Below are 20,241 nucleotides of genomic sequence, written 5' to 3' on the forward strand. Positions count from 1 at the left end.
CCATGTAAAAGTTCCCAAAACTTAAAATGCCATTTATTAGGCTTAATTTTACAACAAAATCTAGTAATTTTTATGAGTTAGTTGCAAGTTTACGAAAACAGCCTAAAAAAAAGCGCTTATGGAGCCGATGGCCCTATAAGCGCTGTCTATTATCCTGCATTTCTCTGATTACTGGTAAACTGACTATTATACAAATCAGCATAGAAACCGTCTTTTTCTAACAATTCCTGATGAGTTCCTTTTTCAATCACGCTGCCATGATTCATCACCAGGATGAGATCGGCATCACGAATCGTTGACAGCCGGTGGGCAATTACAAAACTAGTACGCCCCTTCATTAAGTGATCCATTGCCTTTTGAATCTGAACTTCGGTACGAGTATCGACACTGCTGGTCGCTTCATCAAGAATTAAGATGGCCGGATTAGCTAGAATCGCCCGCGCAATCGTTAATAATTGCTTTTGTCCTTGTGAAATATTTGAAGCTTCCTCGTTCAAAATCGTATCATAGCCTTCAGGGAGTGTGCGAATAAAATGGTCAGCATTGGCCGCGCGTGCTGCTGCCACAATTTCCTCTTCCGTTGCCCCTTCTCTTCCATAAGCAATATTATCTCGAATGGTACTATTAAAGAGCCAGGTATCTTGAAGCACCATCCCGAACAAAGATCTTAGATGCTCCCTTTTCAATTCCCGAGTATCGATTCCATCAATTAGTATTTTACCAGAATCAATTTCATAGAAACGCATTAATAAGTTTATCAGTGTTGTTTTCCCGGCACCTGTTGGTCCAACGATGGCAACCCGCTGACCTTGTTTTACAGCGATGTTCATGTCATCGATTAAAGGTTCATGTTCTTCATAACCAAAGGATACATGGTTAAACGCTACTTCCCCCTTAGGCTCAGTAATCACTTCAGCCGCAACCGCTTCTGGGACCTCTTCGGTTTCATCTAAAATTTCAAATACACGTTCCGCACTTGCAATCGTTGATTGAATGACGTTTGCAATGGATGCTGTTTGTGCAATTGGTTGAGAAAATTGCCTTGCATATTGGATAAAGGCCTGAATATCACCAATTTTAATCGCGTTTGTTGTCACTAATATACCGCCAACAACTGAGATAAGGACATAGCCAATATTATTAATAAACGACATTAATGGCATAATCATCCCAGAAACGAATTGGGCCTTCCAGCCTGATTGGTATAACTTTTCGTTGATTTCCTCGAATTGTTCAAGTGATTTTTTCTCATGACCGAATACTTTGATGACCTTATGACCCGTATACATTTCTTCGACATGCCCGTTTAGCTGGCCAAGTGATTTTTGCTGTCCTTTAAAAAACTGTTGCGACTTCTTAGCGATTTTTGCAATCGCTACACCGCTAAGTGGCAGTGTCAAGATGACAATAAGTGTCATCAAGGGACTAATCGATAGCATCATGACAATAACACCAATGATCGTAACAACTGATGTTATCAGCTGGGTTAAGCTTTGTTGCAAGGTAGTACTGATGTTATCAACATCATTGACAGCACGGCTGAGAATTTCACCATGTGTACGCGAATCAAAGTATTTTAGTGGCAGCCGGTTGAGTTTTTCCTCGACTTCTTTACGCAAATTGTAGACCGTCTTTTGCGCCACTCCCGCCATAATATACCCTTGTAAATATGCAAATATCGCACTAATAATATAAAGTCCAATTAGCATAATGATTATTTGCCCAATGTAGTCAAAATCTATTTTTGCTCCTGGAACATGCTTAAGCTTCATCATCAAACCTTCAAACAGCTTGGTTGTTGCATGTCCCATAATTTTCGGGCTGACAATCGAAAACACCGTACTGATGATGGCTGTAATTAAAACAGCAAATAGCTGTAATTTATACGGTATTAAATAGCTTAGCAGTCTTTTTAATGTTCCTTTAAAATCCTTGGCTTTTTGAACAGGCATGCCCATGCCCATTGGGCCAAATCCCCCACCGGGGCCACCTTTTCGCGCTCCTGGATTTTGTCCATGGTCTTGGTTTTTGGAATCTTTACTCATGCGATTTCCTCCTCTGACAGCTGTGACATGACAATCTCACGATAAACCGCACTCGATTCCATCAATTCCTTATGTGTGCCGATTCCGGTGATTTCTCCATTATCTAGGACAAGAATCTGATCTGCATCGATAATTGTGCTCACCCGCTGTGCCACGATTAATACAGTTGAATCGCCAGTTTCTCCTTTTAATGCGGCACGAAGCTTGGCATCTGTTTTAAAATCCAATGCAGAAAAGCTGTCATCAAATATATAAATTTCCGGCTTCCGAACGAGTGCACGGGCAATCGATAAACGCTGTTTTTGCCCCCCCGAAACATTCGTTCCCCCTTGGGCAATCATCGCATCGAACCCATCAGGCATATCGGAAATAAACTCATTTGCTTGGGCGATTTCAGCTGCATGCTTCACTTCGTCTTCAGTCGCATCCTCTTTTCCGTAGCGGATATTTTCTGCAATCGTTCCAGTAAATAGAACAGCTTGCTGTGGAACAAAACCAATCTTTTCTCTAAGCTGCTCTTGCGTCATATCACGAACATCGACACCGTCAACAAGGACCTTCCCGCTGTCCACATCATAAAAGCGCGGGATTAAATTAATGAGGGTCGATTTCCCGGAGCCGGTTCCCCCAATAATAGCCGTAACTTCACCAGGATTCATGGAAAAAGAAATATTTGAAATCGCCGGCATTTCAGCACCAGGATAGCTAAAGGTTACATTTCTAAATTCTACTTGCCCTCTTGTACCCTTTCCTGAAACAGACTTTGCCGGATTCTTAATATCTGCGACAGTCTCAATGACTTCGTTAATTCTGACGGCAGAAACAGATGCTCTTGGAATCATCACGAACATCATGGACAGCATAATGAACGAAAACATGATTTGCATCGCATATTGAATAAACGCCATCATGTCGCCGACCTGCATATGCCCATTACTGATACGAATCCCGCCAAACCAAATAATTGCAACAGTAGAAAGGTTTAGAACGATCATCATAATTGGCATCATCGCTGCCATTAGTTTATTTACCTTAATCGCTGTTTGCGTTAAATCCCAGTTTGCCGCGTCGAATCGCTTTTTCTCATGCTCCACACGATTGAACGAACGAATGACACGAATACCAGTTAAATTTTCTCTTAACACACGATTTAGATTATCCAATTTTACTTGCATCGCTTTAAAAAGCGGTATTCCTTTTTTAGCGATAATCACGATGGCAAGGACGAGAACGGGTAATGCCACTGCAAGAACTAAGGTTAATTTGGAATCCTTTGAATAAGCCATAATGATTCCGCCAATACACATCATTGGGGCCATGGCCATCATTCTTAGCATCATGACTAATACCTGCTGGATTTGGGTAATATCATTGGTCGTTCTTGTAATCAATGAAGCCGTTCCCAGTTTATCAAATTCATGTAACGAAAAATCGCCCACATGTGAAAAAACCTTGGTACGTAACAATTTACCAAACCCTGCTGCTGCTTTTGCAGAATAGAAACTGGCAGCAATCGAACAAACCATCCCGCCAGCAGCTACAAGAAGCATATACCCGCCGATTTTCCAAATGTAGTTCGTATCTCCTGTCACCACACCATTATCGACAATATCGGCCATTAACGTTGGTAAATAGAGTTCAGCCAATGATTGCAGTAGGACAAGGCCTAAAACGAAATAAATCGGTATTTGAAAGGATTTTAGAAATCTGCTTAATTTTATCAAGTTGCATCAACTCCGGTTTAGATTGTTAATGAGTAAACAATACAATATAGTTATGAACTGAATATGAACAAAATGTTTGTTCCATTTTTGAACCGATATCGCGTCCTAATCCCGTTAGCGGCCTTGTTCATTAAAATAGTGATGGACTTTGTCGAGTAAAACAGCTAACCGCTCACTGTCTTCTTCACCTAAATAATCAATTAATCCAGTAAAGGTTTTGGTAAACCGATTTTTTGCGCTCGCTGTTGCTTCCATCCCTGCTGACGTAAGTTTAATTTTTACTGCACGTCTATCATCTGGATCAATCGTACGTTCCACTAAGCCGTCCTTTTCAAGGATATTAACGATTTGGGTAACGGTCGGCGGTGTAACTTGCAAGCGTTGACTAATTTCTGAGACCTTCATCTCGTTATTTTTCTCATTTGCACCTTGTTGAATCGTTACGAGCACCTTGAATTCGCTGGGATTATATCCGCCAATCTTCTTAGCATGCCAGCCTGTTTTTCTAAATTGCATGAACGCTTTAAGCAGCTTTTGCGCTGTGGCACTTTCGATATCCGCCACTTTTATCACCTCATTTATCATATATACCCTAATATTAGGTAACTAATAGTTAGGTAACTTAATTATTTACATTGCTAAGTATATTCCTCATTCATAATCCTGTCAATTTTTTGTAAAAAAAATAAAACACAGGATTTCCTGTGTTTATGAACTGATATGGGATCCCTATACTTCTTCTTTCTTGACTTCGGCACTAATAAATTTCCATTGTCCGTTATGATAAAACCATGTTGATTCTACATAGGCAATCGTATCAGCGTTAGCGATTCCAGTTACCCTCTGAACCCCTCTTAACCCCATCCTGCCATCTTTTAATCGAACTGGTGTTAGGCTGTTATATGGATTTACCGTTAATTCTGTCGGTTCATTAAGCATAGCATTATGGTATAAACCTAGTTTTGTGTAATACCTTTTACGGTCCTTTAAATCGAATAAATAGGATTTCCCTGTTTGCGTTAGTTTTATTTCTGCTTTATAGCCATTTAAAAATTTCGCATCCATTTCCAGCGGATCTGGTACAGATAGATCGGAGTACTCAAAATCTTTTAAGGAATATAAATAGGTAGCCACTATGCCGCCACTGCCGCCAGTCAATACTGTTGCGAATATATCCTTCACCATATCGTGGTTTAAGTCGACAAGCTCGAGAGCTGCCTTAGAACCGCTTTCTAGTGGGAATGTATAGGTCTTCGAATTAGAAGCCTTTACCTCTATGAAAATCTCTTTCAAAAAAGAAGTTTCATTCTGATATGGAATTCCCTTTAACAAAATGACATCTACTTTTCCATCACCTGTAATATCTGCTTCCTGTTTTGAAATAGTGACCACTTTTTGTTTTTCCTCAATTGCATATACTCCGGTAATTGCCGTTAAAGAAATTAGAAAGAACGATGTAATCACCAGCAGTATCTCTTTTTTCATCCTTTTCCCCTCCATCCTCACGTAGTAGTAGTATGTCCAATTATGGGGAAAAAATGAAACAGGACCCTCTAATATTTAGAGGATCCTGCAAAAAAACTATTCACTTGGAATATCAGCTGCTTTCTCTTTCCACATGGCAGTAACCTTACCATTATCGCCCTCATCAAGGATAAACGATCCGTTTGAGTAGCGGTCACTAAAGTGAATCTCCGCCGTTTTAAGGACTTCTATATAGCCTTTATCTGTCTGAATATATAAAACATCCTCATCTGCGGCGATAACAAAGCCCGTGATTCGATGCGGGTTAGCCTTGAGTTCCCTTAAGATAACAACACCACGCTTCGCACGGGTTGCTTTTTCAAACTCTTTTAATTTCATTCGTTTCACAGCACCACGCTGCGTAGCGATAACAATCGTTTCGTTTTTATCGAGAGTAAGAATTTTACCGCCGACAACAAAGTCGCTGTCTTTTAAGTTAATTCCTTTTACTCCTGCAGCACGAACACCAACAATACTTATTTCTTCCTCATGGAACCAGAGGGAATAACCAAAGTGGGTAATTAAGAAAACTTCCTTTGTCCCGTCTGTTAGATGGACATCAATAACTTGATCATCATCCTTTAGATTGATGCCGACTAGCGGTTTGGAATAACGCTGTGCTTTATATGCTTTTAGCTCCGTTTTCTTGACCATCCCATTTTTCGTAACAAAAACGATGAAGGCTTCCGTTTCAAAGTCCTTTACTGGTATGGCTTGGATAATTTCCTCATCTCGTTCAATCGGAATGATGTTTGCGACATGCTGTCCAAGGTCCTTCCAGCGGATATCAGGGAGCTCATGAACAGGGCAGTACAAGTAATTCCCTTTATTCGTAAATAGAAGCAGAACATCCTGGGTATTCATATCGAGCTGTGCAAGCAAACGATCGGAATCCTTCATCGCAGGGTCCTGCCCATTTGAAGCAGCATAGGAACGCCCGCTTGTCCGTTTTACATAACCATGTTTGGTTACTGTGACAATTACATCTTCACTTGGAACCGTAACCTCAAGATTAATTTTCAACTCTTCAATCTCTGCTTCAATCTTGGAGCGGCGCTCATCAGCAAAGCGTTTTTTCACTTCTTTAAGATCCTTTTTGATGACAGAGAGCAGCTTTTTTTCACTTTCTAAAATACTGGTCAGTTCTTCGATTTTCTTCGCTAATTCATCTGATTCCTGTCTTAATGCGGTAATATCAGTGTTTGTTAAGCGGTAAAGCTGTAAGGAAACAATTGCTTCCGCCTGCAGTTCTGTAAACGCAAATTTCGCGATTAAATTGTCCTTTGCATCACGTTTATCCTTCGATGCCCGGATGGTCGCAATAACTTCATCGAGGATGGATAATGCTTTCATTAATCCTTCAACAATATGCTGGCGTTCCTTTGCTTTGTTTAGCTCGAACTCCGATCTTTTCGTGACAACATCCTTTTGATGCTCAATATAAGCATCTAATAATTCACGCAGGCCCATTAAGGTTGGACGCTTCTTATGAATGGCCACCATATTAAAATTATAGGTAACTTGGAGGTCGCTATTTTTATATAGATAATTTAAGACACCTGCAGCATCGGCATCCTTTTTTAATTCAATAACGATTCGAAGGCCAGTCCGGTCCGTTTCATCGCGTACCTCTGATATTCCCTCGACTTTACGATCAAGGCGGAACTCATCAATTTTTTTCACAAGATTCGCCTTATTGATTTCATAGGGAATTTCAGTCACAACAATTTGCTGTCTACCACCGCGAACCTCTTCAATATCGGCCTTACTGCGAACGATGATTTTGCCTTTACCAGTTTCATAGGCCTTCTTAATGCCGTCAATTCCTTGAATAATCCCGCCTGTCGGGAAATCCGGTCCTTTGACAATCGTCATCAATTCATCAACAGAAACATCCGGCTTGTCCATTCTCATGATGACACCATCGATAATTTCACCAAGATGGTGCGGCGGAATATCGGTGGCATAACCAGCTGAAATTCCAGTTGAGCCATTGACGAGTAAATTTGGGAACATCGCTGGTAAGACAGTTGGTTCCTTCGCCGTATCATCAAAGTTTGGAATAAACTCAACCGTTTGTTTTTCGATATCGCGTAATAGCTCTGCCGAAATCGCAGATAGCCTTGCTTCTGTATAACGCATTGCTGCAGGCGGATCGCCATCAACGCTACCGTTGTTACCGTGCATCTGTACAAGAACATTTCTGACTTTCCAATCCTGACTCATCCGTACCATTGCTTCATAAACGGAAGAATCACCATGCGGATGGTAGTTACCGATAACATTACCAACCGTTTTCGCTGATTTACGAAAACCTTTATCAAAGGTATTGCCTTCCACATGCATCGCAAAGAGAATTCTTCGTTGTACCGGTTTTAAACCGTCTCTGGCATCTGGCAGGGCACGTTCCTGAATAATGTACTTACTATATCTGCCAAAACGGTCACCAATTACATCTTCTAGAGGTAAGTCACGGAATTTTTCGTTTGCACTCATCCTTCAGCACCCTCCTCAGAGACCGTAATATTTTCATTTTCTAAAATTGTGTCGGCCTCATCTAGACTAAAAGCGACATTACTTTCAATCCATTTACGGCGCGGTTCAACCTTATCGCCCATTAAGGTGGTGACCCGGCGTTCTGCTCTTGCAAGATCATCAATTTTCACGCGAATTAATGTCCGGGTTTCTGGATCCATGGTTGTTTCCCATAGCTGGTCGGCATTCATTTCACCAAGACCTTTATAGCGTTGAATAATATAGCCTCGTCCTACTTTTCGCATTGCTCCCTGGAGCTCATCGTCATTCCAGGCGTACTCAATTTTTTCATTCTTCCCTGTCCCTTTGCTTACCTTGTAAAGCGGCGGGAGGGCAATAAACACTTTTCCTGCCTCTAAAAGCGGCTTCATGTACCGATAAAAGAAGGTTAGCAATAAAACTTGAATATGTGCTCCATCCGTATCGGCATCCGTCATAATGACGACTTTATCGTAATTGATATCGGCAACATTAAAATCCGTTCCGACTCCTCCGCCGATTGCATGGATAATCGTATTGATTTCCTCATTTTTAAAAATATCTGCCAGTTTCGCTTTTTCCGTATTAATTACCTTACCTCTAAGGGGTAATACAGCCTGAAAGCGGCGGTCACGCCCTTGTTTCGCAGAACCGCCTGCAGAATCTCCCTCCACCAAATACAGTTCATTTTTCTGCGGGTTACGGGATTGTGCCGGTGTTAGTTTACCGGATAAGACGGCGTCCGAGCGCTTGCGTTTTTTTCCGCTTCTTGCATCTTCACGTGCTTTTCGGGCAGCCTCACGTGCTTGGTATGCTTTAATTGATTTTTTTATCAGAAGGGAACTTATATCTGGATTTTCTTCAAGAAAGTAGGAAAGATGCTCGGATACAACTGCATCTACAGCAGACCTTGCTTCACTTGTTCCCAATTTCCCTTTTGTTTGTCCTTCAAACTGGAGCAGTTCTTCCGGGATTCTGACAGAGATAATTGCTGATAACCCTTCACGAATATCTGCACCATCTAGGTTCTTGTCCTTGTCTTTTAAGAACGATACCTTGCGGGCATAATCGTTAAATACGCGGGTCATCGCGGTTTTCGAACCCGCTTCATGTGTTCCGCCATCCCGGGTACGGACATTGTTGACAAACGAAAGGATATTTTCTGAATAGCCATCGTTGAATTGAAAGGCAAAATCAACTTCAATGCCATTCTGGGCGCCTTCAAAGCTGATGACGGGATGCAGGATATCCTTTTCTTCGTTTAAATATTCAACAAAGGCTTCAATGCCATTTTCGTAATGAAACATTTCATGTAAGTCATTTCTGTCATCGATAATTTCAATTTTTAATCCTTTTAACAAGAAGGCCGACTCTCGTAACCTCTCACATAAGGTTTCAAAATTATAAGTAGTTGTCAAAAAAATCGTTGGATCTGGCTTAAAGTGAATCGTCGTTCCTGTTTGATTGGTTTTGCCGATTTTCTCAAGTGTCGTTACCGGCTTGCCGCCATTTTCAAATCGCTGTTCATAGACAAATCCGTCCCTTTTGATGGTGACGATTAACCATTCTGATAACGCATTAACGACAGAAGCACCAACACCATGCAGACCGCCGCTTGTTTTATAACCGCCCTGGCCAAATTTACCGCCAGCATGAAGCACGGTTAAAATGACCTCAGGTGTTGGTTTGCCCATTTTATGCATACCTGTAGGCATTCCGCGTCCTTTATCAATAACGCTAATGGAATTATCCTTATAAATTCTGACAATAATGTGATCGCCAAATCCACCGAGCGCTTCATCGACTGAATTGTCGACAATCTCATAAACGAGATGATGAAGACCGCGTGAATCGGTGCTGCCAATATACATTCCCGGGCGCTTTCTAACCGCCTCAAGACCTTCTAGTACCTGTATGGCATCATCATTATAATCAAAAGCCTGCTGAATCCTTGCCACTAAAATACCCCTTTCATACCCTACAAAAAGAAACACTTTTCTAATTGCTTTAATTGCTAATTAATAAATGATTCGTAAATAGAATGAATTATCCTTTTTAATAAAAGGAACTAATGTTTGCCACTTTCATTTTATCACATCTACTCGCGGCGTCTATGCTTTATTGTAGCGATTTATTTTGATTTGGCAAATACGAAATTTAAAACAACCCCATTTTGTAACACTTTGTTGGTGTTTTTTAAGCGAAAAAAAAAGAAAAAACTGCCAACTATTTAGCAGTTTTTCCTAAAAATAGACTTTATCTTGTTAAGGAATGCTCGACCTTTATACAGCGGTCCATAACGACCGTATATCCTTTTTCCTTTAAGAACTCGTAAGCGGCTTCATTGGCGAGACCCAGCTGGGCCCAAAAGACGTCTGCATCGATCTCGTCAAATTCCTTCGCTACATCAAACAACTGTTCAGAACGGCGGAAAACGTTGACAATGTCCACGTGGCCTTCAATATCCTTTAAGGCAGCAACAGCTTTTACACCAAGTACTTCATCGATGGTTGGGTTTACAGGAATAATTTCATAGCCTGCCTTCTGCATGACTGCGGAAACTTGATAGGAAGTGCGCTCCGGATTATTACTTAAACCAACGACTGCAATTCTTTTTGCCTTTTTTAAAATAGTGCCAAGTTCTGCGCGGCTTGGATTTTCAATTGTCATAGTAATCACTCCTAAGGTTGTTTTCTTAATTTTACCTTTTTTCGATAAAAAAAGATAATAAATGGATTTAAACCGTTAGAAGTTCTTGTTCAATCGCTGCGGAAACCTTCGGCACTGATAGACAGAAGCGTGTGCCTTCACCTGTATTTTCTACCGTGACACTACCATTCATATTCTCGAGAATCATCTTCGTCATATAAAGCCCAAGACCCGATCCTTGCGGCCTTGTGGTAAAATAGGGGTCGAAAACCTTCTTTAACAGTGTTGGCTCAATTCCACCTGCATTATCAATGAACTCCGATTTAATAAATTGCCCGCTTTCGCCAATTTTTATCACTAATTTCCGATGGCTAATACCTTTTTGGACAAACGCGTCTCGGGCATTTGTTAGGATATTTAACACCACCTGGCTATATTCATTCGGATAGCCATAAGCCATTTGTTGTCCTCTGTATTCAAATTCCACTTGAATTCCATGATTTTTCAGGCTTATAGAAAAAATCGACAAAGCCTCTTCAATCGAATCTCCGACCGAAAAAAACGATTTTTCCTTATTCGGTTTATAGAACTTCCGGAAATCATTGATCGTCCGAGCCATATGTTTAATCTGTTGCATGCTTTCCCTTGTGAACCGGTCAATGTATTGATTGTCAATTTCGCCAAACTCAAGTGCCTCTCTTACGTCATGAATCATTAGAGATAAATTGTTTAACGGTTGACGCCATTGGTGCCCAATACTCGCAACCATTCCTCCCATTGCAGCTAGTCTGGATTGCTCAATCAAAATCGTGTCTTTCTGCTTATTCTTTACCACCTCTTCCTGGAGTCGTTTTTCTAAATAGCGATTTTGCTGCAAAATTAACTCATACTTTTTCGCTAAATCTTGATCGTTCTTTTTACCTTCCGATTGCTCTTTCAAAAGGCTCACCCCCTAAAATAGATTGAAAAATTATTAGATAAACCGAACATGGGTTGTATTCGCACGGCCGTTTTTTTGTTATGAATTTGATTTTAACTAAATTATAGGGGCTTTATATATGGCTTTCAACGAGTTAACAAATGGTTTGAAAATTCTCCATATTTTCGTAATAAAATTGATGATTTTTGTTCTCAGAATTGACAGATTAAAAAAAGGAATAGAAAAAGGACCGCTAATCCGGTCCTTTTTCTATTCCTTTTATTTTTGTGTTAAGGCCTTGGCTGCCTTTAAATCCAAGGCCGTCCAGGCTGTTTGGTCGCCAAAAAATCTTGACCATGTCCCAACACCAGCTAATTCATATTTTACAGCTAAAGCCGCTCGTTTTTGCAAGGATGATTCATCTTCAAGCCAAATTTTATATGTGGCGTTTTCGGCCTGATCATCATATTCAGCATAGTTTTGACCGCTAGCTTCATCATAGGATGGCTTCAGACCTTTTTCGGTAAGCCATGTCTTCACTTGATCCATTGCCAGAGCCTTTGCCGTTACTTCCGTTGAGCCATCCGCATTCGTTTGTTCCTTCCATAGCCTTGCATATAAGGGAACTCCAAGGACGAGCCTTTCATTGGAAACCTCTGACAACAGATTTTGAAGGTTTCGTTCGACCCATGGCAGACTTGCCACGCTTCCAGCCCCAGACGATGCCCCCGTATGTTCATCATAAGCCATAACAATCAAATAATCGACTATTTGGGCAAGTTTCGGTCTTTCATAGAAGGATGACCAGTTGTTGTTATCGCCTGCAGAAAAAGTGATATCCATTGATACAACAAGCCCTGCATCATGCAGGTATGGTGCCGCCTCTCTCATGAACTGCGTGACAAATGGTCCATCCTCTTGATTTACGTTTTCAATATCAAAGTTGATTCCCTGCAGCTGATACATCTGACTAAAATGGAGCAATTGCCGGATGATGGTTTGCCGGGTTTCAAAGTCTTTTAATGCTTCATGAGTGAGTTTGGGATCAAATGCGTTTGAAAACACACCCCATACTTGATAACCCTTTGCCTGTGCCCATTTACTAAAATCCAGGGAAGCTAGATTCTTGATTGAACCATCGCTGCCTGCAAGCGAAAACCACGTTGGCGAGATAACATTTACACCTGTCATATTAGCTATTTTAGTAGTGTCAGGGTTTTTTGTGTAAACCGCTTCCCATGTTAATTGAATCGGGCCATCTAACTTGGGCATTTGAAACGTTTTGCTTTCACGGCTAATGTTGATTTTAACGGTGTCTTGCTTAGAAACATAGTCTTTTTTGAGATAGCCGCTTATGCCATTTGCTTTCCTGACTAGGTAAAAGTCCTCTTTCGCGCCTTCGATCGTGACAAGTTCACTTTTTGTCATTTCGGCCGTATATGGGGAGCGCCAAGTTGGTTCAGTACGCAATCTAAGCTTTTCTTTATTGACATCCTTATCTATTAATCTGCCATTCTCGTATTGTTCCCCATCTTTTTGAATCCAAATGGCCTTACTCTCAGGCAATTTCCTATACTGGATTGGATAGAAGGGGAGAATCGGGTCGAGTGCAATGAAAATTTCTCCATTCTTAGTGATGATCGGTGAAAGCTGTAAGTCGACCGTCTTTTCATTCACAAAATAGGTTAGTGAATCTGTTGGCATTTGTACAACTTTATCTTTGGTTGTAATGATAACCGATTTTGACTTTTCATCATAAATGATGCTATCATCGATGTTTTCCTGCATGAATGTTAATGGAACAAACAGGGTATCTCCTTCTATTAAGGCATTCCCTTTCTGAAGCCCTGAATAAAGAATCGGATTTTCACCTTGAAAATATACTTTTTTATCTGTTGATGCAAACGGATATAATAACAGGAATATGGAGGAAAGAATAAGCAAACAAGCACCTATTAATCCTCCTATAATCCACTTCGTTGCCACTTTTTTATTTTTATGATAGATAACTCTTGCCATGGTTCTCTTTCCCCCTTATTTCCTTATCGTAAAGTATCCGCTTGGAAATGAGAAGGGATTTTTACAATTCCGTAATAATTTATCAATTCCTCGGTAATTTCCTTTATGGATATTAATTAATCCATTGGTGTTTTTGCGCAATTACATGGTAAAATATAAGCACTGTATCTTTTATTGAAGGGGAAATCATTAATGATTCAAATTATTTTAGTATTAATCCTTGCCTATTTACTAGGTTCCATCCCATCCGGATTAATCATTGGAAAAGTTTTTTATAAAACGGATATCCGTGAACATGGGAGCGGTAATTTAGGGGGAACAAACACATTTCGAACACTTGGAGTAAAAGCGGGATTAGCTGTCACTCTCGCCGATATACTAAAAGGTACGCTAGCAGCATCTTTACCTGTGCTTTTTCATCTGGATCTCAATCCATTAATTGCCGGGGCTTTTGCTGTTGTGGGACATACCTATCCCATTTTTGCCGGGTTTCGCGGCGGTAAAGCAGTTGCCACTTCAGGCGGGGTCCTGTTATTCTGTGCACCGCTTATGTTTATTGCTGTCCTGGTCGTCTTTTTTATCAGTCTATACATAACTAAATATGTTTCCTTATCCTCGATGCTTGCAGGTGTTTGTGGAGTCATTTATGGGCTTGTTCTTTGGAATATCCCCCTGCTAATCGCTGTTGCCCTTTTAACTTTATTTGTTATCTATCGACACCGAGCTAATATTAAAAGAATCATCAATAAGACAGAGCCAAAAATCAAATGGTTATGATTTAAGGAGCTAATATGAAAAAGAAGATCCTTTTTCCATCGGTTATCATTATCATCGGATGCATTGCTGTTGCTTTTGTCCTCTTTATTCAGCAACAGCAAGAACCTCCCGCAGACGAAAAGCATTTTCCTGTGAAAAATCATCAGCCGAGATCTTCATCAAATGAGAATCGGAGCCTGACCGAAAAAATAACCCTTGGTGGCATTGGTGATATTCTTATTCATACCCCCGTCTATCAAGATGCCTTCAACGGAGCCACATATGATTTCGACCCGATGTTTGATCAGGTGAAACCTTTATTAGAAAAGCCAGACTTTCTCACAGCCAATCAAGAGAGTATGTTAGGGGGTCTGGAGCTGGGTCTATCCGGTTATCCAAGGTTCAATAGTCCGCACGAAGTGGCAAATGCACTTGTCGATACAGGTGTCGACATGGTTTCGACCGCCAATAATCATACCTTAGATCAAGGCGAAAAAGGAATTCAGTCGGAATCAGCTTATTTAGATAGTATTGGTTTACCACATGTGGGGAGTTTTATTGATGAAAAAGATCGCCAAAAATTAAGGATCGTTACTAAAAACGGGATCAAGCTTGCCTTTCTTGCCTACACATACGGAACGAACGGAATACCCGTTCCCAAAGGAAAGGATTATCTTGTTAACCTGATTGACCGCGAAGTAATGAAGGAAGAAATCCATCGCGCCAAAAATGTTGCAGATGTGGTCGTTATAAGCATCCATTGGGGAAATGAGTACCAGCGAATCCCGACAAATGATCAAAAGGAGTTAGCTGCCTTTCTGGCAAATGAGGGCGTCGACGTCATTTTTGGCTCCCATCCACATGTTTTGCAGCCGATGGAATGGATTAATACCAGCGATGGCCGAAAAACGTTTGTCATTTATTCGTTAGGAAACTTTATATCAGCACAGTATAATGATTATAAAGATATTGGCGGATTAGCGACAATTGACATCACCAAACACGTGCAAGAAAAAGGCAATTCGATTGAACTTTCGAACCCTGTCTTTTATCCAACCTACGTTACAAGTCAAAAATATCATCATTTTAAGGTTGTTCCTTTAGAACAAGCGGGTTCGTACGGTCTTCCGAACGCGGATGCGAAATACAAGGAAATCCAGCAGCATATGGTCCAATGGTTACGATAGAAAAGCGAAAACAATCTCAAGGTCGAAAATTTATCTCATTAGAAAGGAGTTCATCCAAATGAACATTCAGATAACAAGTGATGCAGCAGCATGGTATAAGGAGGAACTCAGTCTTACCGATGGAGGCTTTGTTCGGTTCTATGCTAGGTACGGCGGATGCAGTACGGTTCAAAGTGGCTTTTCACTCGGTATTTCTACTGAACAGCCCGAAGATATTGGGGCTAAATCCATTTTAGCAGGTATTACTTTTTATATTGAAGAAAGAGATTTATGGTACTTTGATAACCACGATTTACTGATTGAATACCATGCAGACTATGATGAACCTGTTTTTCACTATCAAAAAGAAGAATAAGGAACAGGCACACTTGAAATTTTCCATGGTGTGCCTGTTTTGTTTATATCTATTTTTTCTTAACATCCTCATATTTTAAGTACCACTCAGGAAAGGTCTTTTTAAAAGAAGTTGGTCTAAAATTATCTTTTTTGACTATAATGTGGGTGGATGTCCCCACAGCGCACTCTTCTTCATTCCCGTTCATAATCGCGTAGCCGTAAATGGTTTTAATGCCATCATTTAATTCCACCCATGTCTTTACAAATGCTTGATCTCCATATCGTAACGGTTTTTTATAGGTAATTTGAATATCATAAACAGGGGCATAATAACCGGCTTCCTCCATCGCCAAATAACTATATCCGAGGTCTTCAATAAACCCGGTACGGCCTAGCTCAAAAAATTTCAAATAATTGGCATGGTAAATGACACCCATCATATCGGTATCAGCATAGTAAAGCTGAATCTCTCTAGTTGAAACAAAATAATTATCCACGTGCAAAGATCCTTTCCTATTTACATTTTATTTAATGCTGTTTTGACATCTTCTACATCTAGGAACATTGAACTTTCAAATAGATGTTCGTCTCCCTCGACTGCCATTAATCTAGAGGCTTGAGCTTGTATCATTTCGTCTACTAAATTTGTCGCAAAGCGTCCATTCCCCTTAAAGACGGTTTCTTCTAATGTTTGCCGCAGCAAATTCCCCGCATCCTCTGTAATTTGGTATTGATAGCTTTCAGCATAAGAGGTCATGATTTCCAGAAGTTCTACCGCTGAATAATCAGGAAAGTGGAAGAACTTTTTAAACCTTGAGCGCAGGCCCGGGTTGCTCTCAAGAAGCTGATTCATTTCATTAGGATAACCCGCCAATATCACAACTAAATTTTCATTATGCTTCGTCATTTCATCGACTAGTGTATCAATGACCTCTTTGCCGAAATCACCAGCTGAATTCGAAAGGAGGGAATAAGCCTCATCAATAAATAACACGCCGCCAAGGGATTCCTTGATCTTCTTCTTTGTTTTCCCAGTTGTTTGACCGACATATCCCGCGACAAAATCTGCTCGGCTCGCTACAATGAGATGTCCTCTTTTTAAAATTCCGCATTCTTTTAAAAACGCTGCATAGATTTTCGCCACTGTCGTTTTTCCTGTACCGGGGTTTCCCGTAAAGACTGAATGAAGCTGGATAGGTACCGCCGGCAACCCATTTTTCCTTCGAAATTGCTGCATTTTTACAAACGAAATAAGTGACTTCAATTCTCCTTTTAAAGGTTCAAGCCCAATTAAACGTTCGAGCTGTTCAGTCGGTGATTCGGGTGCTTCGTCTTTTTCCAATCGAAAGTCTTCTGGATTAAGAAACATATATTCGAGAATGTCCGCTTCTTTTTCCCGGTTGTCTGCCCCTTTCTTAAAAATGGCATCCAACACGATATTGCGAACAGTTCTTGCATTGCCAAAGGAATCATCTACCCGCTCCTGATCAAGCCGGTGGCCAATTTCAATTTTGGATTCCTCAGTGATAAAGTAATCATTATCGGCAGCAGCAGCTTCCGCAATTAGGGTAAGCTCTTCATTCGAATAATCAGGTAAATGAATAAAATTAGACTGTGGGAAACGACTTCTGAGACCGGGATTTGCATCCAAAAAGGAGCGCATTTCATCAGGATAACCAGCTAGAATGACAGCAAACTTCCCCTCATGCTCATGTCCTGTCATCAATGAAACAAGCGTATCAATTGCTGCCTGCCCATAATCATTTCCTGTTTGCCCAACACGTTTTAAACTATAGGCTTCATCAATAAATAAAACGCCGCCAATCGAGCGTTCTACTACAGCCCTTACATTTTCTTCTGTTTGGCCAACAAACGAGCCTACCAATTGAGAACGGTCTGTTTCGATTACTTCCGCACGGGGCAGAACTCCGAGCTCATGATAAATTTTTGCAAGCAAGCGTGCCAGCGTTGTTTTTCCTGTACCTGGATTCCCTGTTAAAATCATATTCAAACTTAGCTCATCCTTCACTTGAAAGCCAAGTTCCTTCCGCTGTTTTTGGTACTTTAGAAATCGGTAAAAATCATTAACCCTCTTTTTAACCGAAGCCATGCCAATCATATTATTTAATTGCTCTAGAGCATTTTCTGGCGCTGCGATTATGTCCGCTGCATCAACAAATAGCTGCTGCCATTTCTGCTTGATTTCTTCCACGCGAGAAAGATGCAATTTTAACTCATCATAAAAGGTGGATGTGTGAAAGACACCGGTAATCGATTGATCGTATTCTTCTGCCGCTTTCAGCAAGCTGCTTGTTTCCTCGTTTGCTGCAGCAAGCAAATCATGAAGTTGGTGATACGTTAGATAAGCATCTTGATTGGCAAGCTTTACAGCCAAATCTAGATCATCTTGTAGCTTTTGTAGCTGTGCATCCACTCCTGTTAAAAAGCTTTGACATATTTCTATGTACTGCTCTGCAGTCTTCTTCTTTGCCGTGCGATTATCCGTTTCCCTTATCGGTGGGAAAGAAAGTGGGTCGAGCAAGTCATTTAACTTCTTCCAATCAGACCGAATCATAAATTCTTTCGCCCGTTGGTTCTCAGGATCTAGCTTTATTGCCTTATCGAGCCAAACAAATGCCAATGAGTCTTCGGAATTTCGTCCAAGTCTTGAGAGCGCCGCAAGTGTTAACAACTTCGATGATGTAACGGGATTGGACTCATGACTGATCGCGGCAACTAACTGGCTTTGACTGCGAATAAACCCTGTTTCGTTAAGCTCCCGTTCCCACTGCACAATTTGCTCGCTGGATAATAAAAGCTGTTTATCTTGTTGTTCCAAATTCATCACTTCTTTTTTAAAAATCTCCTTATTATCTTATCACACCCATATTCTAATCACTAAATAAAGAGATTAGAAATTGGAAAAGGACCTGAATTATAGCTCAGGTCCTTTTTGAAATACGTAATATATTTATGTCTCATCCTGAATTTCTGCTTTAAACGATTCAATGCTTTCCCGTCTGCGATGATTCTTTTCTTCAATTTGCTGGCGCTGCTGTTCACTATCGGTAAATTCTAGAGATTGTTCCGCTTTTGCAATGTTTTCCGTGGTATCATCAATCATCGACTGAAGCTTTTCAGCATTATCACTGCGATCGTCCGGTTTGGGTTTGTTATCAAAAGCCATGGGTCCAATTCCTCCATAATAGTTTATTTGGTACAAATATAGTTTGTTACCGGATGAAAAAAATATCACATGAATAGCGAAATTTTCACGATAAAGAAAACTTTGCGATTGGCGCTTCATGAGGTGTAGTTGCAACTTATGCCTAATTGGAAAGTTTACTTTCCTATCGGACAAAAAAGACCTGCTGGCTAGTGCCATGTAGGTCTTGTATCAATAAATTATTCACCTTTGGTTTGCATCACTTGGGCATGCTTTCCAGACGTATCTTGCATCTTTTTCCCTTTATTGCCGCCAAACCCTCGAGGTTGTGTTCCAATGTGATCTGGTTTAAAACGTTTTGTTTTATAACCTGTTTCATTACTCATCTCATGATCCCTCCTTATTTACATTTTGTCCATAAGGATGAAAAACCATGATTGGAAAACTTTGTATTACTCGGCTTTGCCAAGGCGTTTTTGTTCTAAGCGCTGTTCAATTTTTTCCATCGCAGCACGATCTTTTAACAATTGTGATTTATTTTCTAATACTAGTTCTGCAAAGGATTGTTTTCTTGGTTTTCTCATGGGTATCACCTTCCTTATTAACTATTGTAACAGTTATTATGCCCGGAAACGGTTGCAATTATTACAACTTTTCGAAAATTATATCGATTATTTCAAATAAAAAAGACATTGGCGTTTAACCAACGTCTCAGTTTAATTTTTTTGTATATTCTTCCATGATATTCAGTTTCATGGTTCCTGGATATTTATTCTGAATGATTCCCTTGCTGTCGATAAAATAGGTAGTCGGGATCGCCATAATCTGATAGGTTTCATTTACTTTGTCATCTGTATCAAGAAGGATTGGAAAGGTAATTTTATTTTCGTCAACAAACCCTTTTACATCCAATTGTGGATCTATGTTAACGGCTAAAATTACGATATCGTCTCCGATTTGCTTAGAGAATTGTTCCATTTCCGGCATTTCTGCTTTACATGGCCCGCACCAAGTAGCCCAAAAGTTAAGCATAACTTTTTTTCCTTTTAAATTGGAGAGTTTAACCGTTTCCCCCGTCAATGTTTTTAGCTCAAAATCAGGGGCCTTTACTCCAATACCAAGGGTTTCTTTAGTTGAAGCTGTTTGACTAGCCGTTTCTGTTTCGGGTTTCTCTGTCCGTTTATCCATTGCCTGCACAATCGCAACTGTCAATAATGTAATTAAAAGAACAGCAGCAATTACTTTTTTTATCATCCCCGAAAACCTCCTTTAATTCTGTATCCGCAATATCGATTTTACACTATTAACTTAGGTGAATCGAAGCTTTTCTATGCCAAATCTGTGACAATTTTAGAAAATCGCATGTGCCAGCTTAGCGGGGGATGGACTGTAGCGCAAGCGT

18 protein-coding genes are annotated in these 20,241 nt (G+C 40.4%); 3 read left to right on the forward strand and 15 right to left on the reverse strand.

Annotated elements, in window-relative coordinates; genetic code table 11:
- Positions 1–149: 149 nt before the first annotated feature.
- From ACFVSW_RS01630 to ACFVSW_RS01670, 9 genes are all read right to left on the reverse strand, one after another.
- Positions 150–2,045, reverse strand: a complete 1,896-nt coding sequence (locus ACFVSW_RS01630) for an ABC transporter ATP-binding protein (RefSeq protein ID WP_387311433.1) — start codon at positions 2,043–2,045, stop codon at positions 150–152.
- Positions 2,042–3,769, reverse strand: coding sequence for an ABC transporter ATP-binding protein (locus ACFVSW_RS01635; RefSeq protein WP_387311435.1), 1,728 nt, complete (start codon positions 3,767–3,769; stop codon positions 2,042–2,044). Before ACFVSW_RS01635 ends, ACFVSW_RS01630 begins: the two co-directional genes overlap by 4 nt.
- Before the next feature lie 114 nt (positions 3,770–3,883).
- Positions 3,884–4,333: a MarR family winged helix-turn-helix transcriptional regulator gene (locus tag ACFVSW_RS01640; RefSeq protein WP_387311437.1), complete on the reverse strand. Its 450-nt coding sequence runs from the start codon at positions 4,331–4,333 to the stop codon at positions 3,884–3,886.
- A gap of 165 nt (positions 4,334–4,498) precedes the next feature.
- Positions 4,499–5,254 carry a hypothetical protein gene (locus tag ACFVSW_RS01645; RefSeq protein WP_387311439.1) on the reverse strand — a complete coding sequence of 252 codons (756 nt, stop codon included), beginning with the start codon at positions 5,252–5,254 and terminating at the stop codon, positions 4,499–4,501.
- Positions 5,255–5,350: 96 nt separating this feature from the next.
- Complete coding sequence (gene parC / locus ACFVSW_RS01650; protein WP_387311441.1) at positions 5,351–7,789, reverse strand: DNA topoisomerase IV subunit A; 2,439 nt, start codon at positions 7,787–7,789, stop codon at positions 5,351–5,353.
- On the reverse strand, positions 7,786–9,765 hold the full coding sequence (parE, locus tag ACFVSW_RS01655; RefSeq protein ID WP_387311443.1) for a DNA topoisomerase IV subunit B: 1,980 nt from the start codon (positions 9,763–9,765) through the stop codon (positions 7,786–7,788). The genes parC and parE overlap by 4 nt, the downstream gene beginning before the upstream one ends.
- A 298-nt stretch (positions 9,766–10,063) precedes the next feature.
- Complete coding sequence (locus ACFVSW_RS01660) at positions 10,064–10,477, reverse strand: CoA-binding protein (protein ID WP_387311445.1); 414 nt, start codon at positions 10,475–10,477, stop codon at positions 10,064–10,066.
- 67 nt (positions 10,478–10,544) lie between these two features.
- Positions 10,545–11,396 carry a sensor histidine kinase gene (locus ACFVSW_RS01665; RefSeq protein WP_387311447.1) on the reverse strand — a complete coding sequence of 284 codons (852 nt, stop codon included), beginning with the start codon at positions 11,394–11,396 and terminating at the stop codon, positions 10,545–10,547.
- A 258-nt stretch (positions 11,397–11,654) separates the two neighbouring features.
- Entirely contained in the window at positions 11,655–13,394 is a 1,740-nt protein-coding gene (locus tag ACFVSW_RS01670; protein WP_387311449.1) for a glycosyl hydrolase family 18 protein, read from the reverse strand.
- A 192-nt stretch (positions 13,395–13,586) separates the two neighbouring features.
- On the opposite strand from ACFVSW_RS01670, the gene plsY reads away from it, so the two are divergent.
- Genes plsY through ACFVSW_RS01685 form a run of 3 tightly spaced genes read left to right on the forward strand, consistent with a single transcriptional unit; the run spans position 13,587 to position 15,692 of the window.
- The gene (gene plsY / locus ACFVSW_RS01675; protein WP_387311451.1) at positions 13,587–14,171 is read left to right on the forward strand and encodes a glycerol-3-phosphate 1-O-acyltransferase PlsY; all 585 of its coding nucleotides are present in this window, start codon (positions 13,587–13,589) and stop codon (positions 14,169–14,171) included.
- Positions 14,172–14,185: 14 nt separating this feature from the next.
- Entirely contained in the window at positions 14,186–15,337 is a 1,152-nt protein-coding gene (locus ACFVSW_RS01680) for a CapA family protein (protein WP_387311453.1), read from the forward strand.
- Between the two features lie 58 nt (positions 15,338–15,395).
- A complete protein-coding gene (locus tag ACFVSW_RS01685) occupies positions 15,396–15,692 on the forward strand; it encodes a HesB/YadR/YfhF family protein (protein ID WP_387311455.1) in 297 nt (98 codons plus the stop codon).
- Between the two features lie 49 nt (positions 15,693–15,741).
- Here the strand turns inward: ACFVSW_RS01685 and ACFVSW_RS01690 are convergent, their stop codons facing one another.
- From ACFVSW_RS01690 to ACFVSW_RS01715, 6 genes are all read right to left on the reverse strand, one after another.
- Positions 15,742–16,170: an acyl-CoA thioesterase gene (locus tag ACFVSW_RS01690; protein ID WP_387311457.1), complete on the reverse strand. Its 429-nt coding sequence runs from the start codon at positions 16,168–16,170 to the stop codon at positions 15,742–15,744.
- Between the two features lie 20 nt (positions 16,171–16,190).
- A complete protein-coding gene (locus ACFVSW_RS01695; protein WP_387311662.1) occupies positions 16,191–18,518 on the reverse strand; it encodes an AAA family ATPase in 2,328 nt (775 codons plus the stop codon).
- A gap of 126 nt (positions 18,519–18,644) precedes the next feature.
- Positions 18,645–18,860 carry a small acid-soluble spore protein Tlp gene (tlp, locus tag ACFVSW_RS01700; RefSeq protein ID WP_387311459.1) on the reverse strand — a complete coding sequence of 72 codons (216 nt, stop codon included), beginning with the start codon at positions 18,858–18,860 and terminating at the stop codon, positions 18,645–18,647.
- Positions 18,861–19,078: 218 nt separating this feature from the next.
- The gene (locus tag ACFVSW_RS01705; protein ID WP_024026884.1) at positions 19,079–19,225 is read right to left on the reverse strand and encodes an acid-soluble spore protein N; all 147 of its coding nucleotides are present in this window, start codon (positions 19,223–19,225) and stop codon (positions 19,079–19,081) included.
- Positions 19,226–19,291: 66 nt separating this feature from the next.
- Positions 19,292–19,423 (reverse strand): FbpB family small basic protein, encoded by a 132-nt coding sequence (locus ACFVSW_RS01710; RefSeq protein ID WP_387311462.1) that lies wholly within the window; start codon positions 19,421–19,423, stop codon positions 19,292–19,294.
- Between the two features lie 127 nt (positions 19,424–19,550).
- Positions 19,551–20,093 (reverse strand): TlpA disulfide reductase family protein, encoded by a 543-nt coding sequence (locus ACFVSW_RS01715; protein WP_387311464.1) that lies wholly within the window; start codon positions 20,091–20,093, stop codon positions 19,551–19,553.
- Positions 20,094–20,241: the final 148 nt, after the last annotated feature.

This window comes from Neobacillus sp. NPDC058068, assembly GCF_042885335.1.
Lineage (GTDB): Bacteria > Bacillota > Bacilli > Bacillales > Cytobacillaceae > Neobacillus.

Excerpts from the sequence above, each read along its gene's own strand:
- ACFVSW_RS01685 (WP_387311455.1), top strand. The coding sequence starts at position 15,396 with ATGAACATTCAGATAACAAGTGATGCAGCAGCATGGTATAAGGAGGAA.
- ACFVSW_RS01630 (WP_387311433.1), bottom strand. The coding sequence starts at position 2,045 with ATGAGTAAAGATTCCAAAAACCAAGACCATGGACAAAATCCAGGAGCG.
- ACFVSW_RS01670 (WP_387311449.1), bottom strand. The coding sequence starts at position 13,394 with ATGGCAAGAGTTATCTATCATAAAAATAAAAAAGTGGCAACGAAGTGG.
- ACFVSW_RS01705 (WP_024026884.1), bottom strand. The coding sequence starts at position 19,225 with ATGAGTAATGAAACAGGTTATAAAACAAAACGTTTTAAACCAGATCAC.
- ACFVSW_RS01715 (WP_387311464.1), bottom strand. The coding sequence starts at position 20,093 with ATGATAAAAAAAGTAATTGCTGCTGTTCTTTTAATTACATTATTGACA.
- ACFVSW_RS01695 (WP_387311662.1), bottom strand. The coding sequence starts at position 18,518 with ATGAATTTGGAACAACAAGATAAACAGCTTTTATTATCCAGCGAGCAA.
- parC (WP_387311441.1), bottom strand. The coding sequence starts at position 7,789 with ATGAGTGCAAACGAAAAATTCCGTGACTTACCTCTAGAAGATGTAATT.
- ACFVSW_RS01680 (WP_387311453.1), top strand. The coding sequence starts at position 14,186 with ATGAAAAAGAAGATCCTTTTTCCATCGGTTATCATTATCATCGGATGC.
- tlp (WP_387311459.1), bottom strand. The coding sequence starts at position 18,860 with ATGGCTTTTGATAACAAACCCAAACCGGACGATCGCAGTGATAATGCT.
- ACFVSW_RS01660 (WP_387311445.1), bottom strand. The coding sequence starts at position 10,477 with ATGACAATTGAAAATCCAAGCCGCGCAGAACTTGGCACTATTTTAAAA.
- ACFVSW_RS01645 (WP_387311439.1), bottom strand. The coding sequence starts at position 5,254 with ATGAAAAAAGAGATACTGCTGGTGATTACATCGTTCTTTCTAATTTCT.
- ACFVSW_RS01710 (WP_387311462.1), bottom strand. The coding sequence starts at position 19,423 with ATGAGAAAACCAAGAAAACAATCCTTTGCAGAACTAGTATTAGAAAAT.
- plsY (WP_387311451.1), top strand. The coding sequence starts at position 13,587 with ATGATTCAAATTATTTTAGTATTAATCCTTGCCTATTTACTAGGTTCC.